This is a genomic window from Citrobacter sp. L55 (assembly GCF_002850715.1).
Taxonomy (GTDB): domain Bacteria; phylum Pseudomonadota; class Gammaproteobacteria; order Enterobacterales; family Enterobacteriaceae; genus Citrobacter; species Citrobacter braakii.
Map to the genome: position 1 here is coordinate 78,950 of NZ_KZ559410.1, position 19,753 is coordinate 98,702.

Sequence of the window (19,753 nt, forward strand, 5' to 3'; positions counted from 1 at the left end):
ATTAACCCGAATGCCCCTGCTGTTGAGGGGTTGAAGTGATAATCATTATCACTAACATGTTGTTATAGCTTGAAAGCTAGTGACTCGAGGTAACCCTATGGAATTGCATTCAGGAACATTTAACCCGGACGATTTTGCCTGGCGTGGTCTGACGTTAACGCCAGCGGCTGCGGCGCACATCCGCGAGCTGGTGGCAAAGCAACCCGACATGTTAGGCGTGCGTTTAGGCGTGAAGCAAACGGGATGCGCGGGATTTGGCTACGTGCTGGACACCGTTCGCCAGGCGGAAAAAGACGATCTGCTGTTTGAAACGGAGGGGGCCAGACTTTATGTACCGTTACAGGCGATGCCGTTTATCGACGGCACAGAAGTTGATTTCGTGCGCGAAGGATTAAATCAGCTATTTAAATTTCATAACCCGAAAGCCCAGAACGAATGCGGCTGTGGCGAAAGTTTTGGGGTATAGGCGGTACTATGTCTCGTAATACTGAAGCAACTGACGATGTCAACACCTGGGCTGGCGGGCACCTTAATTACAAAGAGGGCTTCTTCACCCATCTACAAACCGATGAACTGGCGAAAGGGATCAACGAAGATGTCGTGCGCGCGATTTCGGCAAAACGTAATGAACCCGACTGGATGCTGGAATTTCGCCTGAATGCCTTTAAAGCGTGGCTAACCATGGAAGAGCCGCACTGGCTAAAAGCGCATTACGATAAGCTGAACTACCAGGAGTACAGTTATTACTCTGCGCCGTCCTGCGGTAATTGCGATGAAACCTGCGCGTCTGAGCCGGGCGCGGTGCAGCAAACGGGGGCGAATGCGTTTTTAAGTAAAGAAGTTGAGGACGCATTCGAGCAGCTTGGCGTGCCGGTCCGCGAAGGCAAAGAGGTGGCGGTTGATGCTATTTTTGACTCGGTGTCGGTGGCGACAACTTATCGCGATAAACTGGCGGAACAGGGCATTATTTTCTGTTCGTTTGGTGAGGCGATTCACGATCACCCTGAGCTGGTAAAACAATATCTGGGTACGGTTGTCCCGGGTAATGACAATTTCTTTGCGGCGCTGAATGCGGCGGTGGCCTCCGACGGCACGTTTATTTATGTCCCGAAAGGTGTGCGTTGCCCAATGGAACTGTCGACCTATTTCCGTATAAATGCGGAAAAAACCGGTCAGTTTGAACGCACCATTCTGGTTGCGGATGAGGGCAGTTACGTCAGCTATATCGAAGGCTGTTCAGCCCCGGTACGCGATAGCTACCAACTGCATGCCGCGGTGGTGGAAGTCATCATCCACAAAGATGCCGAAGTGAAATACTCGACGGTACAAAACTGGTTCCCTGGTGACGGTAACACCGGCGGCATTTTGAACTTCGTCACCAAGCGCGCCCTGTGCGAAGGCGAAAACAGCAAAATGTCGTGGACGCAGTCGGAAACCGGCTCGGCCATTACCTGGAAATACCCAAGCTGTATTCTGCGCGGCGACAACTCTATCGGCGAATTCTACTCCGTCGCGCTGACCAGTGGTTATCAGCAGGCCGATACCGGCACCAAGATGATCCACATCGGCAAGAACACCAAATCGACCATTATCTCGAAAGGGATCTCCGCGGGACACAGTCAAAACAGCTATCGCGGCTTAGTGAAGATCATGCCGACCGCAACCAACGCCCGCAACTATACCCAATGCGACTCGATGCTGATTGGCGCGGATTGTGGAGCGCACACCTTCCCGTATGTGGAGTGTCGTAACAACAGCGCCCAGCTTGAGCATGAAGCCACGACCTCGCGCATTGGTGAAGACCAGCTGTTTTACTGTTTGCAGCGCGGCATCAGCGAAGAGGATGCCATTTCGATGATCGTTAATGGTTTCTGTAAAGACGTGTTCTCTGAACTGCCGCTGGAATTTGCCGTTGAAGCGCAAAAACTTCTCGCCATAAGTCTTGAACACAGCGTCGGTTAAAATTTAAGGAAAGCACATGTTAAGCATTAAAAATTTACAGGTCAGTGTGGAAGATAAGGCGATCCTGCGTGGGCTGAGCCTGGATATTGGCCCCGGAGAGGTACACGCCATTATGGGGCCGAACGGTTCCGGGAAAAGTACGCTTTCCGCAACGCTCGCCGGGCGCGATGACTACGAAGTCACCGGCGGGACGGTAGAATTCAACGGTAAGGATTTACTGGAACTGTCACCCGAAGACCGGGCCGGTGAAGGGATCTTTATGGCATTTCAGTATCCGGTAGAAATCCCCGGCGTCAGTAATCAGTTTTTCCTGCAAACGGCACTGAATGCGGTGCGCAGTTACCGTGGCGAAGAGTCGCTGGACAGGTTTGACTTCCAGGATCTGATGGAAGAGAAAATCGCGTTATTGAAGATGCCGGAAGATTTGCTAACGCGTTCGGTCAACGTTGGTTTCTCAGGTGGCGAGAAAAAGCGTAATGACATTTTGCAAATGGCGGTGCTGGAACCTCAGCTGTGCATTCTTGATGAGTCGGACTCCGGGCTGGATATCGACGCGCTGAAAGTCGTTGCGGATGGCGTGAACTCGCTGCGCGACGGGCAACGTTCATTCATTATCGTCACCCACTATCAGCGCATCCTGGATTACATCAAACCCGATTATGTGCACGTTCTCTACCAGGGGCGAATTGTGAAATCCGGCGATTTCACGCTGGTCAAACAACTGGAGGAGCAAGGTTATGGCTGGCTTAGCGAACAGCAGTAACGTGCTGCAACAGTGGCATCATCTGTTTGAAACGCAAGGGGAGACGCGCTCGCACCACGCCCAACAGCACCTGCAGCAGATGCTGCGTCTGGGACTGCCAACGCGTAAGCATGAGGACTGGAAATACACGCCGCTGGAAGGATTAACCAACAGCCAGTTTGTCAGTCATGTCACTGAGATAACGTCCGCCCAGTGTGAAGCGTTAGCGCCGGCTATTGATGCTGTCCGCCTGGTGTTTGTTGACGGGCAATTCTGTCCAACGCTCAGCGACAGCGTGGAAGGTAGCGGTTTTAACATTACCGTTGATGATGTGCGCCAGTCGCTACCGGCGGCTATCCAACCGGAAGTCTTTCTGCACCTGACCGAAAGCCTCTCCCGCAGCGTAACGCACATTCAGGTGAAGCGTAACCAGCGACCGGCAAAACCGTTGCTGCTGCTGCACATTACCCAGGGGCTGGCGGGTGATGAGGTGAACACGGCGCACTATCGCCACCATCTGGACCTGGCAGAAGGCGCAGAAGCCACCGTCATTGAACACTATGTCAGCCTCAGCGAATATTGCCATTTTACCGGTGCACGATTAACGATGAACGTCGCGGCAAACGCACACTTGCGCCACATCAAACTGGCGTTTGAGAATCCGCTCAGCCACCACTTCGCGCATAATGATATTCAGTTGGGCGCTGATGCCACGGCCGCCAGCCACAGCTTTTTACTCGGTGATGCGGTGTTGCGCCATAACACCAGCACCCAGCTTAACGGCGAAAACACCACGCTTCGGCTTAACAGCCTGGCGATGCCGGTGAAAAATGAAGTCTGCGATACCCGCACCTGGCTTGCGCACAACAAGGGATATTGCAACAGTCGACAACTGCATAAAACGATTGTCAGCGATAAGGGGCGGGCGGTATTCAATGGCCTGATCAACGTCGCTCAGCACGCCATTAAAACCGATGGTCAGATGACCAACAATAATTTGCTGCTCGGAAAACTGGCGGAAGTGGATACCAAACCGCAGCTTGAAATTTATGCCGACGACGTGAAATGCAGCCACGGGGCGACGGTAGGGCGGATCGACGACGAGCAGATGTTCTATCTGCGTTCGCGCGGGATCGGCCAGCAGGATGCCCAACAAATGATTCTCTATGCGTTTGCCGCTGAGCTGACGGAAGCCCTGGGCGAGGAAACGCTGAAACAACAGGTCCTGGCACGGATCGCCCAACGCTTGCCGGGAGGCGTAGCATGACATTTCCCATTGAAAAAGTGCGGGCTGATTTTCCGGTCCTGACGCGTGAAGTGAACGGTTTACCGTTGGCGTATCTGGATAGCGCCGCCAGCGCGCAAAAGCCTAACCAGGTGATTGATGCCGAAGCCGAGTTTTACCGTCACGGCTATGCCGCGGTCCACCGCGGGATCCATACGTTGAGCGCGCAGGCCACGGAAAAAATGGAGAATGTGCGCAAGCTCGCCTCGCTGTTTATCAACGCCCGTTCAGCTGAAGAACTGGTGTTTGTTCGCGGCACAACGGAAGGTATCAACCTGGTAGCTAACAGCTGGGGCGGCAGCAATGTGCGGGCGGGCGATAACATTATCATCAGCGAAATGGAGCACCACGCCAATATTGTGCCCTGGCAGATGTTGTGCGCCCGCGTAGGTGCAGAACTGCGCGTTATTCCGCTCAATACAGAGGGGACGTTGCAACTGGAAACGTTGCCGACGCTGTTTGACGATCGCACGAAACTGCTGGCGATTACCCATGTGTCTAACGTGCTGGGCACGGAAAACCCATTGGTTGAGATGATTGAGCTGGCGCATCAATACGGCGCGAAAGTGCTGGTGGATGGCGCACAGGCAGTTATGCATCATCAGGTTGATGTGCAGGCGCTGGATTGCGACTTCTATGTTTTCTCTGGGCACAAGCTCTACGGGCCAACCGGTATTGGCGTTCTGTATGCCAGAGAGTCGTTGCTGCAGGAGATGCCGCCGTGGGAAGGCGGAGGGTCGATGATTGCGACGGTGAGCCTGAGCCAGGGGACGACGTGGGCCAAAGCCCCCTGGCGGTTTGAAGCCGGAACGCCAAACACCGGGGGAATTATTGGACTCGGCGCGGCTATTGAATATGTTTCCGCGCTGGGGCTTACTGAAATCAGCGAATATGAACAATTCCTGATGCGCTATGCGCTGGAACAGCTGGCGGATGTGCCGGATTTAACGCTCTACGGGCCGGATAATCGTCTGGGGGTGATTGCGTTTAACCTCGGCAAACATCATGCCTATGATGTCGGAAGTTTTCTTGATAACTATGGCATCGCCGTGCGGACAGGGCATCACTGCGCTATGCCGCTGATGGCCTACTATAACGTTCCTGCGATGTGCCGGGCGTCGATTGCCATGTACAACACCCACGAAGAAGTGGATCGCCTGGTAACGGGCCTCAAGCGTATTCATCACTTACTGGGATAACAGGGAGGCGTTATGGCTGCGCTGCCGGATAAAGAAAAGTTGTTGCGTAATTTTCTGCGTTGCGCTAATTGGGAAGAGAAATACCTGTACATTATTGAACTGGGTCAGCGTTTGCCGGAATTAAACGACGACGATCGTAATACGGAAAATAGCATCCAGGGCTGTCAAAGTCAGGTATGGATTGTCATGCGTCAGAATGCTGAAGGAATTATTGAATTACAGGGCGACAGCGATGCGGCAATTGTGAAAGGGCTTATCGCTGTCGTATTCATTTTATATGACCGCATGACGGCCCAGGATATTGTGAATTTTGATGTGCGTCCGTGGTTTGAAAAAATGGCGCTCGCACAGCATCTCACACCGTCTCGTTCACAAGGGCTGGAGGCGATGATTCGGGCTATTCGCACCAAAGCCGCAACTCTTAGCTAAACTGATAAAACACGTCAATTTCAGCTCGACGTGAAAGAGTGAGGTAGTGCAACGCAGTGACTCGTAGGCCGGATCGGGCGCTCGACGCCGTCCGGCAGGAACGCCAGGGGGGTGAGTATGAAACGCGCGTCTGTTATTACGTTAATGCTAATCGGCGCTTACAGCGCTATTCAGGCCGCATGGGCGGTCGATTATCCTTTGCCTCAGGCGAACAGCCGTCTTGTTGGGCAAAATCAAACCTACACCGTGCAGGAAGGCGATAAAAACCTACAGGCGATTGCCCGTAAGTTTGATACCGCCGCAATGCTGATCCTTGAAGCCAATAATACTATTGCCCCCGTACCTAAACCCGGAACGCTGATTACTATTCCCTCGCAATTACTGCTACCGGATGCACCACGAGAAGGCATTATTGTGAATCTGGCGGAACTGCGTCTGTATTACTTCCCGCCGGGAGAGAATATTGTTCAGGTTTTCCCAATTGGTATCGGTTTGCAGGGGCTGGAAACGCCGGTAATGGAAACCCGGGTTGGGCAGAAAATCCCGAATCCGACCTGGACCCCTACAGCAGGCATCCGTAAACGCTCTTTGGAGCGCGGCATAACATTACCGCCGGTAGTGCCTGCCGGGCCAAATAACCCGTTAGGACGCTTTGCACTGCGTCTGGCGCATGGAAACGGTGAATATCTGATCCATGGCACCAGTGCGCCGGACAGCGTGGGACTGCGCGTAAGTTCTGGGTGTATTCGCATGAACGCGCCGGACATCAAAGCACTGTTTGCTCAGGTCCGGACAGGAACGCCGGTTCGGGTGATTAATGAGCCGATAAAATATTCGATAGAGCCGAACGGAATGCGCTATGTCGAGGTGCATCGACCGCTGTCGCCGGAGGAGGAGCAAAACGTCCAGACCATGCCGTATGTGCTGCCAGCCGGTTTTACCCAGTTTAAAGACAATAAAGCCGTGGATAATAGTTTGGTGGAAAGAGCCTTGTATCGTCGTGCCGGCTATCCGGTCACCGTAACGGCCGGGCAAGCGTCGGTCGTAAGCAATGGCGCGGAAGTGAAGTCTGCACAGAATGGCGTGCCGGGAGAGGATGCAGAGGTGCGTGCTACGCAATAACAGGGAAGGGAAATTCAGAGCAAAAAAAATGGCGCACAATGTGCGCCATTTTTATTACACAGATACTATTACTTGCGGTATTTAGTAGCTGCGTTGTCCAGACGCTGGTTAGCGCGAGCTGCGTCATCTTTAGCAGCCTGAACGTCGGAACGCATTGCGTTCACGTCGTTGCTCAGCTGGTCAACTTTAGCGTTCAGAGTCTGAACGTCAGAAGACAGCTGATCGATTTTAGCGTTGCTGGAGCAACCTGCCAGCAGAGTAGAACCCAGGATTACCGCGCCCAGTACCAGTTTAGTACGATTCATTATTAATACCCTCTAGATTGAGTTAATCTCCATGTAGCGTTACAAGTATTACACAAAGTTTTTTATGTTGAGAATATTTTTTTGATGGGAATGCACTTATTTTTGATCGTTCGCTCAAAGAAGCATCGAATTGTGCAAAAACGGCTAAAAACCCGAGTGAAAACAGAAAGCTTCCATCGGATTCATCTTAGATAATCACGGATTAGATAGTGAAATCCGATTTGATTTTTTATTAATTGTAGCTATCGATAAAATAAAAAAAGCGCCACCAGGGCGCTTTTTTAAGCAAATTAATTCGCGTTGGAATTATTACAGCACGTGAACGGATGCCGTGTTGGTCGTGCCGCTCGGAACCAGTGCACCGGAAACCATCACCACAACGTCACCTTTCTGAGCCAGACCGCTTTCCAGAGCGACTTCTTTACCCAGACGATAGAAATCATCGGTAGAGCTGATTTCTTTAACTACCTGTGCAACAACGCCTTTGCTCAGCACCAGCTGACGCGCGGTAGTTTCGTTGGTGGTCAGCGCCAGGATGGTGGCATCCGGGAAGTATTTACGTACTGCGCGAGCAGATTTACCGCCCTGGGTTGCTACAACGATCAGCGGAGCATCCAGTTTTTCTGCAGTTTCAACCGCGCCACGGCAAACGGCTTCGGTGATGCGCAGTTTGCGGCTGTCGTTGTTGAAGTCCAGACGGCTGGTCATCACGCGGTCGGTACGCTCACAGATGGTTGCCATGATGGTGACGGCTTCCAGCGGGTATTTACCTTTTGCAGACTCGCCAGACAGCATGACTGCATCAGTACCGTCGAGGATGGCGTTCGCTACGTCACCGGCTTCAGCGCGGGTCGGACGCGGGTTTTTGATCATGGAGTCCAGCATCTGGGTCGCAGTGATAACGACTTTACGTGCACGGATACATTTTTCGATGATCATCTTCTGCGCGAAGATAACTTCTTCAACCGGGATCTCAACGCCCATGTCGCCACGAGCAACCATGATGCCGTCAGATGCTTCGAGGATTTCGTCGAAGTTGTTCAGGCCTTCCTGGTTTTCGATTTTGGAGATGATCTGGATGTTTTCGCCGCCGTGCGCTTTCAGGTGCTCACGGATTTCAACGACGTCAGAACGTTTACGGATAAAGGATGCTGCAACGAAGTCAACGCCTTGCTCGCAACCGAAGATCAGGTCCTGTTTGTCTTTTTCAGCCAGTGCTGGCAGCGCGATGGAAACGCCCGGCAGGTTAACGCCTTTGTTTTCGCCCAGGTCGCCGTTGTTCAGCACTTTACAGATAACTTTGTTACCTTCGATAGCGGTAACTTCCATGCCGATCAGACCATCGTCAACCAGAACGGTATTGCCGACGGACAGATCTTTAGTGAAGCCTTCATAAGTAACAGCAACGATTTCGTTGTTGCCGACGACAGATTTGTCGGTGGTGAAGGTGAAGGTTTGGCCCGCTTTCAGGGAAACGTCGTTACCGCCTTCCAGTTTGATGGTACGGATTTCCGGACCTTTGGTGTCGAGCAGGATTGCGGCTTTCTTGCCGGTTTTGCTCATGACGTTGCGCAAATTCTTGATGCGCTGACCGTGTTCTTCATAGTCCCCGTGGGAGAAGTTCAGACGCATGACGTTCATGCCCGCGTCCAGCATTTTGGTTAACATCTCTTCGGATTCGGTTTTCGGACCGATGGTGCAAACAATTTTCGTCTTTTTCATGACAGTCTTAGTCTTTAAGTTGAGAAGGATATGGAAATCTGGCTCCCGCCGCGCACGGACGGGAAGCTAAACCTGAGTTACGAAAGTTGTGATGCCTCGCACTAAGGATAGGTGACATCGAAAGAGCGTGCAGAGGAATGTGTGCTTGTGTTTCAGCCCAACGGGATGGTGAGTTTTGTAGTCGTTGAGTTTTACAGGTCAATGTGCTGAAACCATTCAAGAGACAATTGGCGCGCATTATACGCTGAAAATTATCAAAAAGGAAAATGGAAACAGCGTTTCAAAACACTTCTGTGCAGTTTTACAGAAAATATTCATTAATTTGTTTCCAGGTATGGATAAAGAGGTTGTTCGCAGCAGCATTTGTTGCGCAACAAGGTGTAATTGTCATCCCAATCCCTGACTTTTTGTGTATAACGCCGACCAAGTCGACATATTTCTAAAAGTTATATCAAATGCGTTTTAATTCATTTTAAAAGCCAATCTCACTGATTACACTCGTTTGGACATCCATACTGCTAAACAGCTAAAAGCGCTAGCAGCAGAACAATAAGCAGCAGCGGATACCTAAACGACATGATTGTCCTGAAAAATATTTCGAAAGTGTTTACGCCAGGCAGGCTTGCCATTACCGCTGTCGATAACGTCAACCTGACGGTTGAACAGGGACAGATTTACGGAATTATTGGTTACAGCGGGGCGGGGAAAAGCACCTTAATACGCTTACTTAATGGTCTGGAAAAACCGACTTCAGGCAGCGTAACGATTAACGGCCACGATATCTCTGCCGCCCGTGGGGAATCTTTACGTCAGGCGCGACTGAAAATCAGCATGGTGTTTCAACACTTCAATTTGCTGTGGTCACGAACGGTTAGTGAAAATATTGCGTTCTCTATGCAAATTGCTGGAGCGCCAAAAGCATCAATTAAAGCGCGAGTTGCTGAACTGATTTCGCTGGTGGGGCTGAGCGGTCGTGAAAATGCGTATCCGTCCCAGCTTAGCGGTGGGCAAAAACAGCGGGTAGGAATTGCCCGTGCGCTGGCGAACAATCCTGACGTTCTGCTGTGTGATGAAGCCACTTCGGCGCTGGATCCGCAAACTACCGATCAAATCCTCGATTTGCTGCTCGATATTAATCGCCGCTTCAAATTAACCATTGTGCTGATCACGCATGAAATGCACGTGGTACGCAAAATCTGCGATCGCGTCGCGGTAATGGAAAACGGCAGGGTCGTTGAGGAAGGCGACGTGCTCAACGTCTTTACCCATCCGCAGCAGCCGATCACCCGACAGTTCGTTCGTCAGGTGAGTCAGTACACCGAAGAAGACGAGTTTAATCCACAGTTGGCCCGCGAGCTGGGCGGTGTGGTGATCAAGCTAACGTTTACCGGGCAACGTACGCATCGGCCTGTGGTTGGCGAATTGACTCTGCGCTATGGCCTGCCGTTTAACATTTTACACGGCAAGATGACGCAAACCGCGCACGGTGTATTTGGTCAGCTTTGGGTGCACGTTGTGGCCTCTGAGGAACAATTGAACAATATTTTGGCCGATCTGCGCCAGAGCGACATTGAAGGCGAGGTGATCAACCATGGCTGAAGAACTGTTTCCTCATCTGAAGTGGGAGCAACTGCTGGCAGCAACCCAGGAAACGCTCTACATGACGGTCCTTTCTGGCGCGGCGACCTTTGTCCTGGGCGTTGCACTTGGTCTGGCGCTGTTCCTGACCGCACGCGGCGGACTGTTTCACAATCGCGCGGTGTATAGCGTTATTTCGCTGGTGGTGAATATCTTTCGTTCCATCCCGTTCATCATTCTGATCGTGCTGCTGATCCCGTTTACCAAAGCGATGGTTGGCACCATTCTCGGCGCTAATGCCGCGTTGCCTGCGCTGATCGTAGGGGCCGCACCGTTTTATGCGCGTCTGGTCGAAATTGCCCTGCGTGAAGTCGACAAAGGCGTTATTGAAGCGACGCGTTCGATGGGCGCACGGCTAAGCACGCTTATTTTTCGGGTTTTACTGCCGGAATCCTCTCCTGCTCTGGTGTCCGGGATCACCGTGACGCTGATTGCGCTGGTCAGCTACAGCGCGATGGCAGGGGTGATTGGCGCCGGTGGTTTAGGGAATTTGGCTTATCTGGAAGGATTCCAGCGCAACCACAGCGACGTCACGCTGGTGGCGACGGTGACGATTTTGCTCATTGTCTTCATCATCCAGCTTTGCGGCGATGTGATCACCTCTCTGTTAGATAAACGCTAATAAAATACGGAAACCATTATCATGAAAAAATCACTGACGTTACTCGCCGCAGCAACCTTAAGCGCCCTGAGCTTTGCCTCCTGGGCAGATACTCTGACCGTTGGCGCCTCAAACGTGCCGCATGCGGAGATCCTTGAGCAGGCTAAGCCTATTCTGGCGAAGCAGGGGATCGACTTAGAGATTAAACCGTTCCAGGATTACATTCTGCCCAACACCGCGCTGGCTGGCCGTGAGATTGACGCTAACTACTTCCAGCATATTCCGTACCTGAACAGCGTGATTAAAGATCATGCGGGCGATAAAACCTATGATTTCGTCAGTGCCGGAGCGATTCACATCGAGCCAATTGGGATCTATTCGAAAAAAGTGAAATCGCTTAAAGATCTGCCGGAAGGCGGCAAGGTCATCATGCGCGATGCGGTATCTGAAGAAGGCCGTATTCTGTCGATTTTCGAAAAAGAGGGCGTAATCAAGCTGAAGCCGGGCGTGGATAAAGTCACCGCGCGCATTAGCGATATCGTCGAGAACCCGAAAAAACTGAAGTTCCTGCCTAACGTGGAAGCCGCGCTGTTACCGCAGATGTATAACAACGACGAAGGCGATGCGGTGGTGATTAACGCCAACTACGCCATCGACGCCGGGCTGGATCCGGTGAAAGATCCTATCGCCGTCGAAAGTGGTGAAAACAACCCGTATGCCAACATCATTACCGTGCATCGTGGCGACGAGAAGAAAAAAGATATCGTGGCGCTGGTTGATGTCCTGCACTCAAAAGAGATCCAGGACTGGATCCGCACCAAATATAAAGGTGCGGTGATCCCGGTAAATAACTGATCCGCTGGCGTTGCCTTATCCGGCCTACGACGTTCTGTAGGCCGGATAAAACGCGTTGGCGTGGCCATCCGGCGCTAGAGTTTCACTCGCTCAATCCTCGCTGGTAAACCCTGGCGCACCGCTGCACCTGACACCCAGTCAAGCCAGGTATTGGCTACCTGCCGGGTAGGATCCGCAAAGCCCAAATCGTTGAGATTAATCCCCGACCTTATTTGTGCGTCAAATGCCATCGGCTTGCCGTCGAGCGTATGCTGCGCCGCGCCCATTTCTTTATGCCCATAACCGTGTTCAATGGCGATCACGCCCGGCATCACGCCATTAAGCAGGCTTATCTGCGCCTGCGCCTGACCGCCAGGCGTGGTGATACGCACCATATCGCCGTGCGCTAAACCATATCGTTGACCATCCTGCGGATTAAGCGCCACCAGATTAACCGGCTTCAGATGATGCAGACGTGGGATCACCGCCGTGGCGCTGGACATGGTATTGGATTTAAAAGAAATCAGTTTCAGCGGCCACTCTTGTTCCGGGAACAACTCCTCGACCGCACGCCCATCTGACAGGCGTGAAGGATACCAGGCCGGGCAGCCGCTGTAGCGCTCGCCGGTAATTGCATGGCGGTGCGCGGCGACGTCCGCATTCCAGATTTGTAGCGGTTTTTCCCACGCATTGCCTATCCGATTCTCAACCCGCCCGCTGTTGTCTGGCGCAAAACGCCCACCGCGGGAGTAGATAAATGCCACCCGCCTGATTTCATCGGCTTTCAGCGTTTGGGTCATCACCGGCACGATCCGCTGTACCCCAGTCAGCGCTATGTCTTCCGGTTGCGCTTCAGCGACCGGCGCTTTGCCCATAAACGCAATATTGGCGGCGAGTCGCAGGTAGTAATCTTCCGCACGATTCAACGGATAGTGATTGCCCTGCGGATCGGTAATCGCATTGTCACCAAATCCGGGGAGCCCGATACGTTTTGCCACTGCGATACAGAAAGATTCCATCGAGGCGGGTTGACCATCAGCGGTACTGCTGGTTGCCGCTGTCACTACCGGCCAACGCGCGGTGGTGGCTTTACTGGCAACGCCGGCCCACGGGGCGCTGAATCCCCAACTTTCAAAGTTGTGGGTATCCGGCACGATGTAATCGGCCAGCGCCGTGGTTTCGTTCATAAAGGCGTCAATAGCGATAAACAGCGGCAGACGCGCAGGATCCTTGAGCTTTTCTTCCGCCACGCCGCGCAACCCTGCGATGCCGTAGAACGGGTTGGTCATGTTGGAGATCCAGGCTTTCAGTGGATAAGGGTAGCCTTCCAGCGCCGAGACGAGGAGTTCGGTAAGCTGGCCTGCGACAAACGGATACCACGGGGCTTTGGCCGGGAAGGGCGATTGTCCGGCCGCCACCTTATTGCGATACTCTTCGGAAGACTCATAAGCAGTTTTACTGCGCGCGATGCTTAATCCTTTTGGTTTTACCTTCCCGGCGAAGCTGTCCATGTTGTAGCGCGGACCGTCGGTGGCGCCATTGAACTTGCCGCCGCCGACAAATACGCCGCCTTCAAGACTGAGATTGCCAATCAGCGCATTGAGCATCATCACCGCCCAGGCGTTATAAAATCCATTGCCTGCCATCATTCCACCGTGCGTAATCACCGCTGCCTGGCGGCCATGGCGGGTAAACGCGTCGGCCAGGGCGCCAATGTCAGCTTCAGACACACCGCATTGCTGGCTGTACTGCGTCAGCGTTAGTTTCCCGGCGGACTCTTTCAGACACTGGAAGCTGCTTTTTACCGTCACCGTCTGACCGTCTGCCAGCGTGACCTGGCGGGTGACGAACAGCTGCGCGCGTGGGCAACTGCTGGCGGCGACAATTTCGCCGGCCTCGTTAATGACCACCGGCTCCTGGGCGGCGTTTGCACTCAGGTGCGCGAGGGTTAAATGCTGTCCGGCAAGGGTTGGAAGCTCATCGGTAATCACCAGATGTGTGGCGTTAGTCCAGCTTTTTTCCCCGGCCTGCTGCATGGCCTGTACGCCGGGAATGGTGAGATAATCGGCGTTATAACGCTGTTTTTCGATAATCCAACGGATCATCCCCATCGCCAGCGCGGAGTCACTTCCCGGTCGTACAGGCTGCCAGTGGCCGCGATTGTCAGCCTGCACCGTGGTCAATGGCAGGGCCGGTGCCACCACCACGTAACGGAAGTCGTCGCGTAAACGGGCGCTGGCCAGTTGGCGAGCCTGGCGCTTAAACGGGTTACCGGATTGCGCCGGGGACGTTCCCATAAATAGCGCGAATTTGACATTGTCCCAGTCGGGCTTCACATGGGTATTTTTATCCAGATCGCCCATTAACGCACCGGAACCGGCCCGGTATGCCAGACCACAGTAAGCGCCATGAGCGCCGAAGTTTTTACTGCCAAAACTATTTAATGCAAAGCGGCGCAAAAATGTATCACGTCCTTCATCGCTGGTATTAGTGACCAGCAGTTGATTGGATTTAGGGCCAAAGCCGGGATGCCTGGCATCAAGTGGCGTGTTGGTGTCATGGATTGCCCGCAAGCCGTCAACGTGGCCTTCACCAAACAAGTCGCCGCCTTCCACCACCTCTTTGATCAGCTGTTCGAAGCTGATGCGCTGCCATTTTCCCTCACCGCGTTTGCCGACACGTTTCATGGGCTGGAGAATGCGTAACGGGCTGTATAAACCTTCAAGTAAGGTTGCGCCACGGGCGCAGGCCGTGGAACGCGCGTCAAGACCCGTTTCGCCCGCCAGTTGTTCCATTGCGGTGGCAAAGGGGACGGAGGCGTCAATATGGTGCTCGTGAGACAATGGGTGATAGGGGTTGCCCGCAATGCGCAACACCTTGCCTTGTTCGCTGTCAACGCGCACCCGCACGCCACACTGCGTCCAGCAGCCGAAGCACTGCGTCATGGAGATAACCTGCTGCGGGTTCTGCTGCCAGCGCGGCTGGGCATTGGCTTCGGGGATGAGGGCGTTACCAAAGATGCGGTCTCGGGTAATTTTGCCCGAGGAGCCGTCCAGCAAACCGTCTATCGCGCGCTTTGCCACATCCCGATAACTCAGGCCAAAAGTCACCATACCACCTACGGCAAGGCCTACTTTAAGCCACTGACGACGGGTTAAATTAGCCATGTTGCATTCTCCTTGCGATCGCGTTCAGGGCTTCACGAACAATAATGATCAGTGCTATCCACAGGCCGAAGGTGCCCACAATGGCCAGCCAGCCATCGGTACCACCGGGCAGGGTATAAGGATTAAACAGCGCGTTAAATTTCGGTACGGTCTGCACCTGGATAAGTAACGTCCAGCGCATCAGCCAGCACAGCGCCATCGCGCTAAATGCAAGTAATATGCGCAGCGGCAGTAATAAGGGGTTACGGAGCACCAGCCCGCACAGGACAAGCGAAACAAGCCATAGCGCAACCCAACCGATGGCGTAGTGTCGTGCTAACGGGGCAACGTTCAGCCATTGGCGAATAGCCGAACCGGAAAGCGTATTGCCGCTCACCCATATCACTACGACTAAAGCCAGTACCATCAGGGTGACTGTCTGCCCCCACGCCAGTTTGCGGGTCAATGTTCCCTCGCGTTTTGTCGCGGCGATGAGCAGGGCGAGAAACGTTTGCAGCGCGCTGAGGAACATCGCAACCGGAAAGGCGTAGCTGAACCAGACGGGACGCGCCTGCACTACCGACACTTCGCGGCCGGTGTATACCAGCAACCCGATGGCTGACAAGGCGCTACCTATCGCCAGCCACTTAGTGACACTGTAACTTTTAAGCGTTAACCGTTTAACATGCTGCGCCAGAAACCACAGACCTAAGAAGCCGGTAAAGAGCGGTAAAAACAGCGCGCCCCAGGGCATCCAGGACCACGGCGTCGGCCAGGCGTAGAAATGCCAGACGCGGGCGGTTTGGTGTAAGTCAGCGGTCAGCGCCAGCGGCGCGGTAATCGCGCAGGTCAGGGCGATTAACAGCGTCAGGTTTTCCAGCTCCGGCATCTCTTGTTTACGCCAGTGAAGCACGCAGGCGAACAGCGCGGCGCAGGCGGCAATGCCGATGAAAAAGAAATATTGTACGGCCCAGGGTAACCAGCTTACGTCCTGGGGATGGGCCAGAACCTCTTCAATAACCAGTGAATGGTTCATTTAAACCTCCTGCCAGAGAGCGGGTTGAGCACGTCCCATCAACGGGGTTACAAACGCTTCGTCCAGACCCAGATAGAACACGTGCGGTGATGTCCCGTTTTCCGGTTTCAGGACTTTGATGGTGCCATGGTGTTCACGCAGCATTTGAGAAATCCGGCTGTGCGGATCTTTGATATCGCCTATGATGCGCGCGCCGCCGACGCAGGATTCCACGCAGGCCGGGAGCAGGCCAGCTTCGAGGCGATGAACGCAAAAGGTACATTTATCGGCGGTTTGTGTTTCATGGTTGATGAACCGCGCATCATAAGGGCAGGCCTGCACGCAGTAGGCGCAGCCCACGCAGCGCGAGTTGTCGACCACCACAATGCCGTCTTCGCGTTGGAAGGTAGCCTGTACCGGGCAAACGGGCACGCAGGGAGGATTATCACAATGGTTGCACAGCCGCGGCAGCAGGACGTTGGTGACGCTCTGCTGACCTTCAATCTGCACCTGGTACTGGTTAACGAGGGTGCGAAATTCACCCTGCGGCGTCTGGTTTTCAATGGCGCAACTGACAGTACAGGCCTGGCAGCCGATACAGCGTCGCAGGTCAACCAGCATGGCGTAGCGATGCTGAAGTGAGCCTTCATGGCGTTCAGGCGAGAAGGGAAATTGCGCCTGAGCCAAGGGTACCAGTGATGCGCCAGCGGTCAGGACGCCCAGTTGCTGGAGAAACTGCCGTTTACTGCTGTCCATATTTTCTCCCGTCACGATGCAACAACGAAACATTGGTCACGCCGTTGGTTTGCGTGTGATGAATAAAGAATCTTGATGATTTACAGTGTAAAAATCGTGACGGGGGGTACTCTATTGTGGTTAACCACATACCCGGCTTGTTGTTGATCTAAAACAACATAATTGACAGGGATAATTGAGTGGGACGCAACGTAGCAAAATGTCTGACGGTGCTGGTGTCGCTATGGATGCTAAGCGGTGTGGTCAGGGCTCAGACATGGAACATTGGCGTTTTGGCGATGCGTGGGGAGGTCTCCACACGTAATCACTGGCAGCCGCTGGAAACCCTGTTGAATCAGCAAATTCCCGGCGAACAGTTTCATATTCAACCGCTGGACCTGCGGCAGATGCAGGAGGCGGTGAATCGTGGAACGGTACAATTTGTGGTCACTAATCCGGCGCAATTTGTTCAACTAAACAGCCGCGCTGCGCTACGCTGGCTGGCGTCACTCCGTTCTACTCGCGGGGGGAAAGCCACCAGTAATGTGATTGGCAGCGCGATCCTCGTCAGGCGCGATAGCGGGATAACCTCCGCACACGATCTGATCGGCAAAACGGTGGGTGCCATTGATGCTCAGGCATTTGGCGGCTATTTGCTGGGATATAAAGCGCTCAGCGATGCCGGCCTGCGCCCGGAGCGCGATTTGCGCCTGACGTTTACCGGATTTCCCGCCGATGCCTTACTCTATTTATTACGCGAAAAAGCCGTGCAGGCGGTGATTGTGCCGGTGTGCCTGTTGGAAAAAATGGACGAAGAAGGGCTTATTCGTAAAACAGATTTTACGGCGGTGCTTAACCATCCTACGTCGATTCCCTGTTTAACCAGTACGCCGCTCTATCCTGACTGGTCATTTGCGGCACTGCCTGCGGTAAGCGACGAGCTGGCCGATCGCGTCACGCGGGCTCTGTTCAATGCGCCGCAGAACGCGACGTTTCGCTGGGGGGCGCCCGCCTCGACCCGCGAAGTGGAAGCGTTGCTGCGCGATGTCCGCCAGCATCCGCAGCAGCGCCAGTTGTGGCTGGATGTCAAAAGCTGGTTTATTCAACATCGGCTGGCGATGGGGGCCGCGGCTCTCGTACTGTTGTTGCTGACGCTCAATTACATCTGGGTGATGCTGCTGGTCCGCCGACGCGGCTGGCAATTGGAGCGAAACAACGTATTGTTGCGCAAACAGGAACAGGAGCTGGAAACCGCTCGCCAAATGAGCGTGCTTGGCGAGATGACGTCGGGTTTTGCCCACGAGCTCAATCAGCCGCTATCGGCTATCCGTCATTATGCGCAGGGCTGTCTGATCCGCCTGCGTAGTCAGGATCAACAGCATCCGCTGCTGCCCGCGCTGGAGCACATTGATACCCAGGCGCAGCGGGGGGCTGATACGCTGCACAATCTTCGCCAGTGGGTCAGCCAGGCACAGGGCAATCCGGTGATGACCGATGACTGGCAGGTCGTCAACGTTCACGATGCTATCCATCACGTCTGGCAATTATTACGCATGCCACAGCAATTCCCGGCGGTAGCGCTGCAAACGCAGATCGGTAAGGCGTTAACATTAACGTTGCCAAGTGTTCTCCTCGAACAGGTACTGGCTAATGTGGTTCTCAACGCCGCCCAGGCGGGGGCAACCACCGTGTGGTTTAGCGCTCAGCGTGAGGATGGTGATGTGAGTATTCAGGTGCAGGATAACGCCGGAGGTATTGATGAGGTGCAGCTGTACCAGGCTTTTCAGCCGTTTATGACCACCCGTAAAGAGGGAATGGGGCTGGGGCTAGCCATTTGTCAGCGGCTGGTGCGCTACGCAAACGGAGACATTGAGATCAAAAATCATCAGGCTCCAGATGAAAAAGCGGGCGTGGTGGTGACATTACATTTTAAGCAAAACCCGGAGGGAGGCCGTCGTGGCAATCATTCATCTGCTGGATGACGATATTGCCGTCACCCAGGCTTGCGCGTTTTTACTGGAAAGTCTGGGATATGAGGTGTGTTGCTGGGAGCAAGGCGAAACATTCCTCACCGAGGCAAATCTGCACCAGGTGGGCGTACTTTTGCTGGATATGCGTATGCCTGTACTGGATGGGCATGCTGTGCATGAAGCCATGCGCCAGCGTGAGAGTACGCTGGCGGTGGTATTTCTCACCGGGCATGGCGATGTGCCGATGGCGGTTGAGCAAATGAAACGCGGTGCGGTCGATTTTTTGCAAAAGCCGGTTTCCGCCGCGCCTCTGCAAGCGGCGTTAGAGCATGCAGTGCAGATCTCTCACGCCGCCTTTTCGCGACAAGAGATCGTGGTTTGCTATCAGCAGCTTACGCCAAAGGAGCGAGAGCTGGCGCAACTGGTAGCAAAAGGGTTAATGAATCGGGAAATTGCTGATGCCATGAATATTGCCGTGCGCACGGTTGAGGTTCATCGGGCGCGGGTGATGGAAAAAATGCAGGCGGGGAGTCTTGCTGAACTGGTTAATCGACTGCAGAGGATTCAGTAAATTTATGACATTTATTTGATTTTCATTGAATTTTGTCTAATCCGTCAGACTGTATATGCTGTTGGTTTGAGTTAATGACGAGCGGGAAAAATGGGAAATCAGACCAAAGACGATGAGTTGTACCGTGAAATGTGCAGAGTAGTCGGTAAAGTAGTGCTGGAAATGCGCGATCTGGGACAAGAGCCTAAGCATATCGTCATTGCGGGAGTACTGAGAACCACCCTCGCCAACCAGCGTGTGAAGCGCAGCGAGTTAGAAAAACAGGCTATTGAGACCGTCATTAAAGCATTAGCCGGTTAATCCACAAAAAGAGGATGGTGGTCTCGTTCGCCGTCCTTTTATTCTCGTCACGTTAATTTATCAATATATATAATTTAGTGCTGCAATTAGAAGAGTAACCTTCGCTGTATATTGAGTTATATTCCGAATGATATATTAAAATATATATGCGAGTAGAGTCACAAATATTTGCAAAGC

18 protein-coding genes are annotated in these 19,753 nt (G+C 53.4%); 13 read left to right on the top strand and 5 right to left on the bottom strand.

Translation table 11 applies throughout. The features are described 5' to 3' along the window. Positions 1-97: 97 nt before the first annotated feature. From sufA to B9P82_RS20415, 7 genes are all read left to right on the top strand, one after another. Positions 98-466 carry a Fe-S cluster assembly scaffold SufA gene (sufA, locus tag B9P82_RS20385; RefSeq protein WP_016152905.1) on the top strand — a complete coding sequence of 123 codons (369 nt, stop codon included), beginning with the start codon at positions 98-100 and terminating at the stop codon, positions 464-466. 8 nt (positions 467-474) lie between these two features. Further along, positions 475-1,962, top strand: coding sequence for a Fe-S cluster assembly protein SufB (gene sufB, locus B9P82_RS20390; protein WP_016152906.1), 1,488 nt, complete (start codon positions 475-477; stop codon positions 1,960-1,962). A gap of 16 nt (positions 1,963-1,978) precedes the next feature. Further along, the gene (sufC, locus tag B9P82_RS20395; protein WP_016152907.1) at positions 1,979-2,725 is read left to right on the top strand and encodes a Fe-S cluster assembly ATPase SufC; all 747 of its coding nucleotides are present in this window, start codon (positions 1,979-1,981) and stop codon (positions 2,723-2,725) included. Beyond that, positions 2,700-3,971 carry a Fe-S cluster assembly protein SufD gene (gene sufD / locus B9P82_RS20400; protein WP_101700837.1) on the top strand — a complete coding sequence of 424 codons (1,272 nt, stop codon included), beginning with the start codon at positions 2,700-2,702 and terminating at the stop codon, positions 3,969-3,971. Before sufC ends, sufD begins: the two co-directional genes overlap by 26 nt. Then, the gene (gene sufS, locus B9P82_RS20405; protein ID WP_016156370.1) at positions 3,968-5,188 is read left to right on the top strand and encodes a cysteine desulfurase SufS; all 1,221 of its coding nucleotides are present in this window, start codon (positions 3,968-3,970) and stop codon (positions 5,186-5,188) included. Before sufD ends, sufS begins: the two co-directional genes overlap by 4 nt. A gap of 12 nt (positions 5,189-5,200) precedes the next feature. Then, positions 5,201-5,617 (top strand): cysteine desulfuration protein SufE, encoded by a 417-nt coding sequence (gene sufE / locus B9P82_RS20410; RefSeq protein WP_016152910.1) that lies wholly within the window; start codon positions 5,201-5,203, stop codon positions 5,615-5,617. A 117-nt stretch (positions 5,618-5,734) separates the two neighbouring features. Continuing rightward, positions 5,735-6,739, top strand: a complete 1,005-nt coding sequence (locus B9P82_RS20415) for a L,D-transpeptidase LdtE (RefSeq protein ID WP_016152911.1) — start codon at positions 5,735-5,737, stop codon at positions 6,737-6,739. A gap of 68 nt (positions 6,740-6,807) precedes the next feature. On the opposite strand, the gene lpp is transcribed toward B9P82_RS20415, so the two are convergent. Both lpp and pykF read right to left on the bottom strand, forming a co-directional pair. Continuing rightward, positions 6,808-7,044: a murein lipoprotein Lpp gene (lpp, locus tag B9P82_RS20420; RefSeq protein ID WP_003029373.1), complete on the bottom strand. Its 237-nt coding sequence runs from the start codon at positions 7,042-7,044 to the stop codon at positions 6,808-6,810. Between the two features lie 309 nt (positions 7,045-7,353). Further along, a complete protein-coding gene (gene pykF / locus B9P82_RS20425) occupies positions 7,354-8,766 on the bottom strand; it encodes a pyruvate kinase PykF (RefSeq protein WP_016152912.1) in 1,413 nt (470 codons plus the stop codon). A 576-nt stretch (positions 8,767-9,342) separates the two neighbouring features. Between pykF and B9P82_RS20435 the strand changes: the two genes are divergently transcribed. Genes B9P82_RS20435 through B9P82_RS20445 form a run of 3 tightly spaced genes read left to right on the top strand, consistent with a single transcriptional unit; the run spans position 9,343 to position 11,860 of the window. Continuing rightward, positions 9,343-10,365, top strand: a complete 1,023-nt coding sequence (locus B9P82_RS20435; RefSeq protein ID WP_016156371.1) for a methionine ABC transporter ATP-binding protein — start codon at positions 9,343-9,345, stop codon at positions 10,363-10,365. After that, positions 10,358-11,026 (top strand): methionine ABC transporter permease, encoded by a 669-nt coding sequence (locus tag B9P82_RS20440; RefSeq protein ID WP_016152914.1) that lies wholly within the window; start codon positions 10,358-10,360, stop codon positions 11,024-11,026. Before B9P82_RS20435 ends, B9P82_RS20440 begins: the two co-directional genes overlap by 8 nt. 21 nt (positions 11,027-11,047) lie before the next feature. Beyond that, positions 11,048-11,860, top strand: a complete 813-nt coding sequence (locus B9P82_RS20445; protein ID WP_003029358.1) for a MetQ/NlpA family ABC transporter substrate-binding protein — start codon at positions 11,048-11,050, stop codon at positions 11,858-11,860. A gap of 74 nt (positions 11,861-11,934) precedes the next feature. Here B9P82_RS20445 and ttrA read toward each other — a convergent pair whose 3' ends face one another. From ttrA to ttrB, 3 genes are read right to left on the bottom strand one after another with little or no spacing between them, the layout of a single operon-like run. After that, the gene (gene ttrA, locus B9P82_RS20450; protein ID WP_101700838.1) at positions 11,935-15,006 is read right to left on the bottom strand and encodes a tetrathionate reductase subunit TtrA; all 3,072 of its coding nucleotides are present in this window, start codon (positions 15,004-15,006) and stop codon (positions 11,935-11,937) included. Continuing rightward, positions 14,999-16,021, bottom strand: coding sequence for a tetrathionate reductase subunit TtrC (gene ttrC / locus B9P82_RS20455; RefSeq protein WP_101700839.1), 1,023 nt, complete (start codon positions 16,019-16,021; stop codon positions 14,999-15,001). Before ttrC ends, ttrA begins: the two co-directional genes overlap by 8 nt. After that, on the bottom strand, positions 16,022-16,756 hold the full coding sequence (gene ttrB / locus B9P82_RS20460) for a tetrathionate reductase subunit TtrB (protein ID WP_353622613.1): 735 nt from the start codon (positions 16,754-16,756) through the stop codon (positions 16,022-16,024). A gap of 227 nt (positions 16,757-16,983) precedes the next feature. On the opposite strand from ttrB, the gene ttrS reads away from it, so the two are divergent. The 3 genes from ttrS (at position 16,984) to fumD (ending at position 19,576) form a co-directional block, all read left to right on the top strand. After that, on the top strand, positions 16,984-18,717 hold the full coding sequence (gene ttrS, locus B9P82_RS20465; protein ID WP_246842141.1) for a tetrathionate respiration histidine kinase TtrS: 1,734 nt from the start codon (positions 16,984-16,986) through the stop codon (positions 18,715-18,717). Beyond that, positions 18,692-19,276 (top strand): tetrathionate respiration response regulator TtrR, encoded by a 585-nt coding sequence (gene ttrR, locus B9P82_RS20470; RefSeq protein WP_016156376.1) that lies wholly within the window; start codon positions 18,692-18,694, stop codon positions 19,274-19,276. The genes ttrS and ttrR overlap by 26 nt, the downstream gene beginning before the upstream one ends. 90 nt (positions 19,277-19,366) lie before the next feature. Beyond that, complete coding sequence (gene fumD, locus B9P82_RS20475; RefSeq protein ID WP_003029345.1) at positions 19,367-19,576, top strand: fumarate hydratase FumD; 210 nt, start codon at positions 19,367-19,369, stop codon at positions 19,574-19,576. The last annotated feature ends 177 nt before the right edge of the window (positions 19,577-19,753 follow it).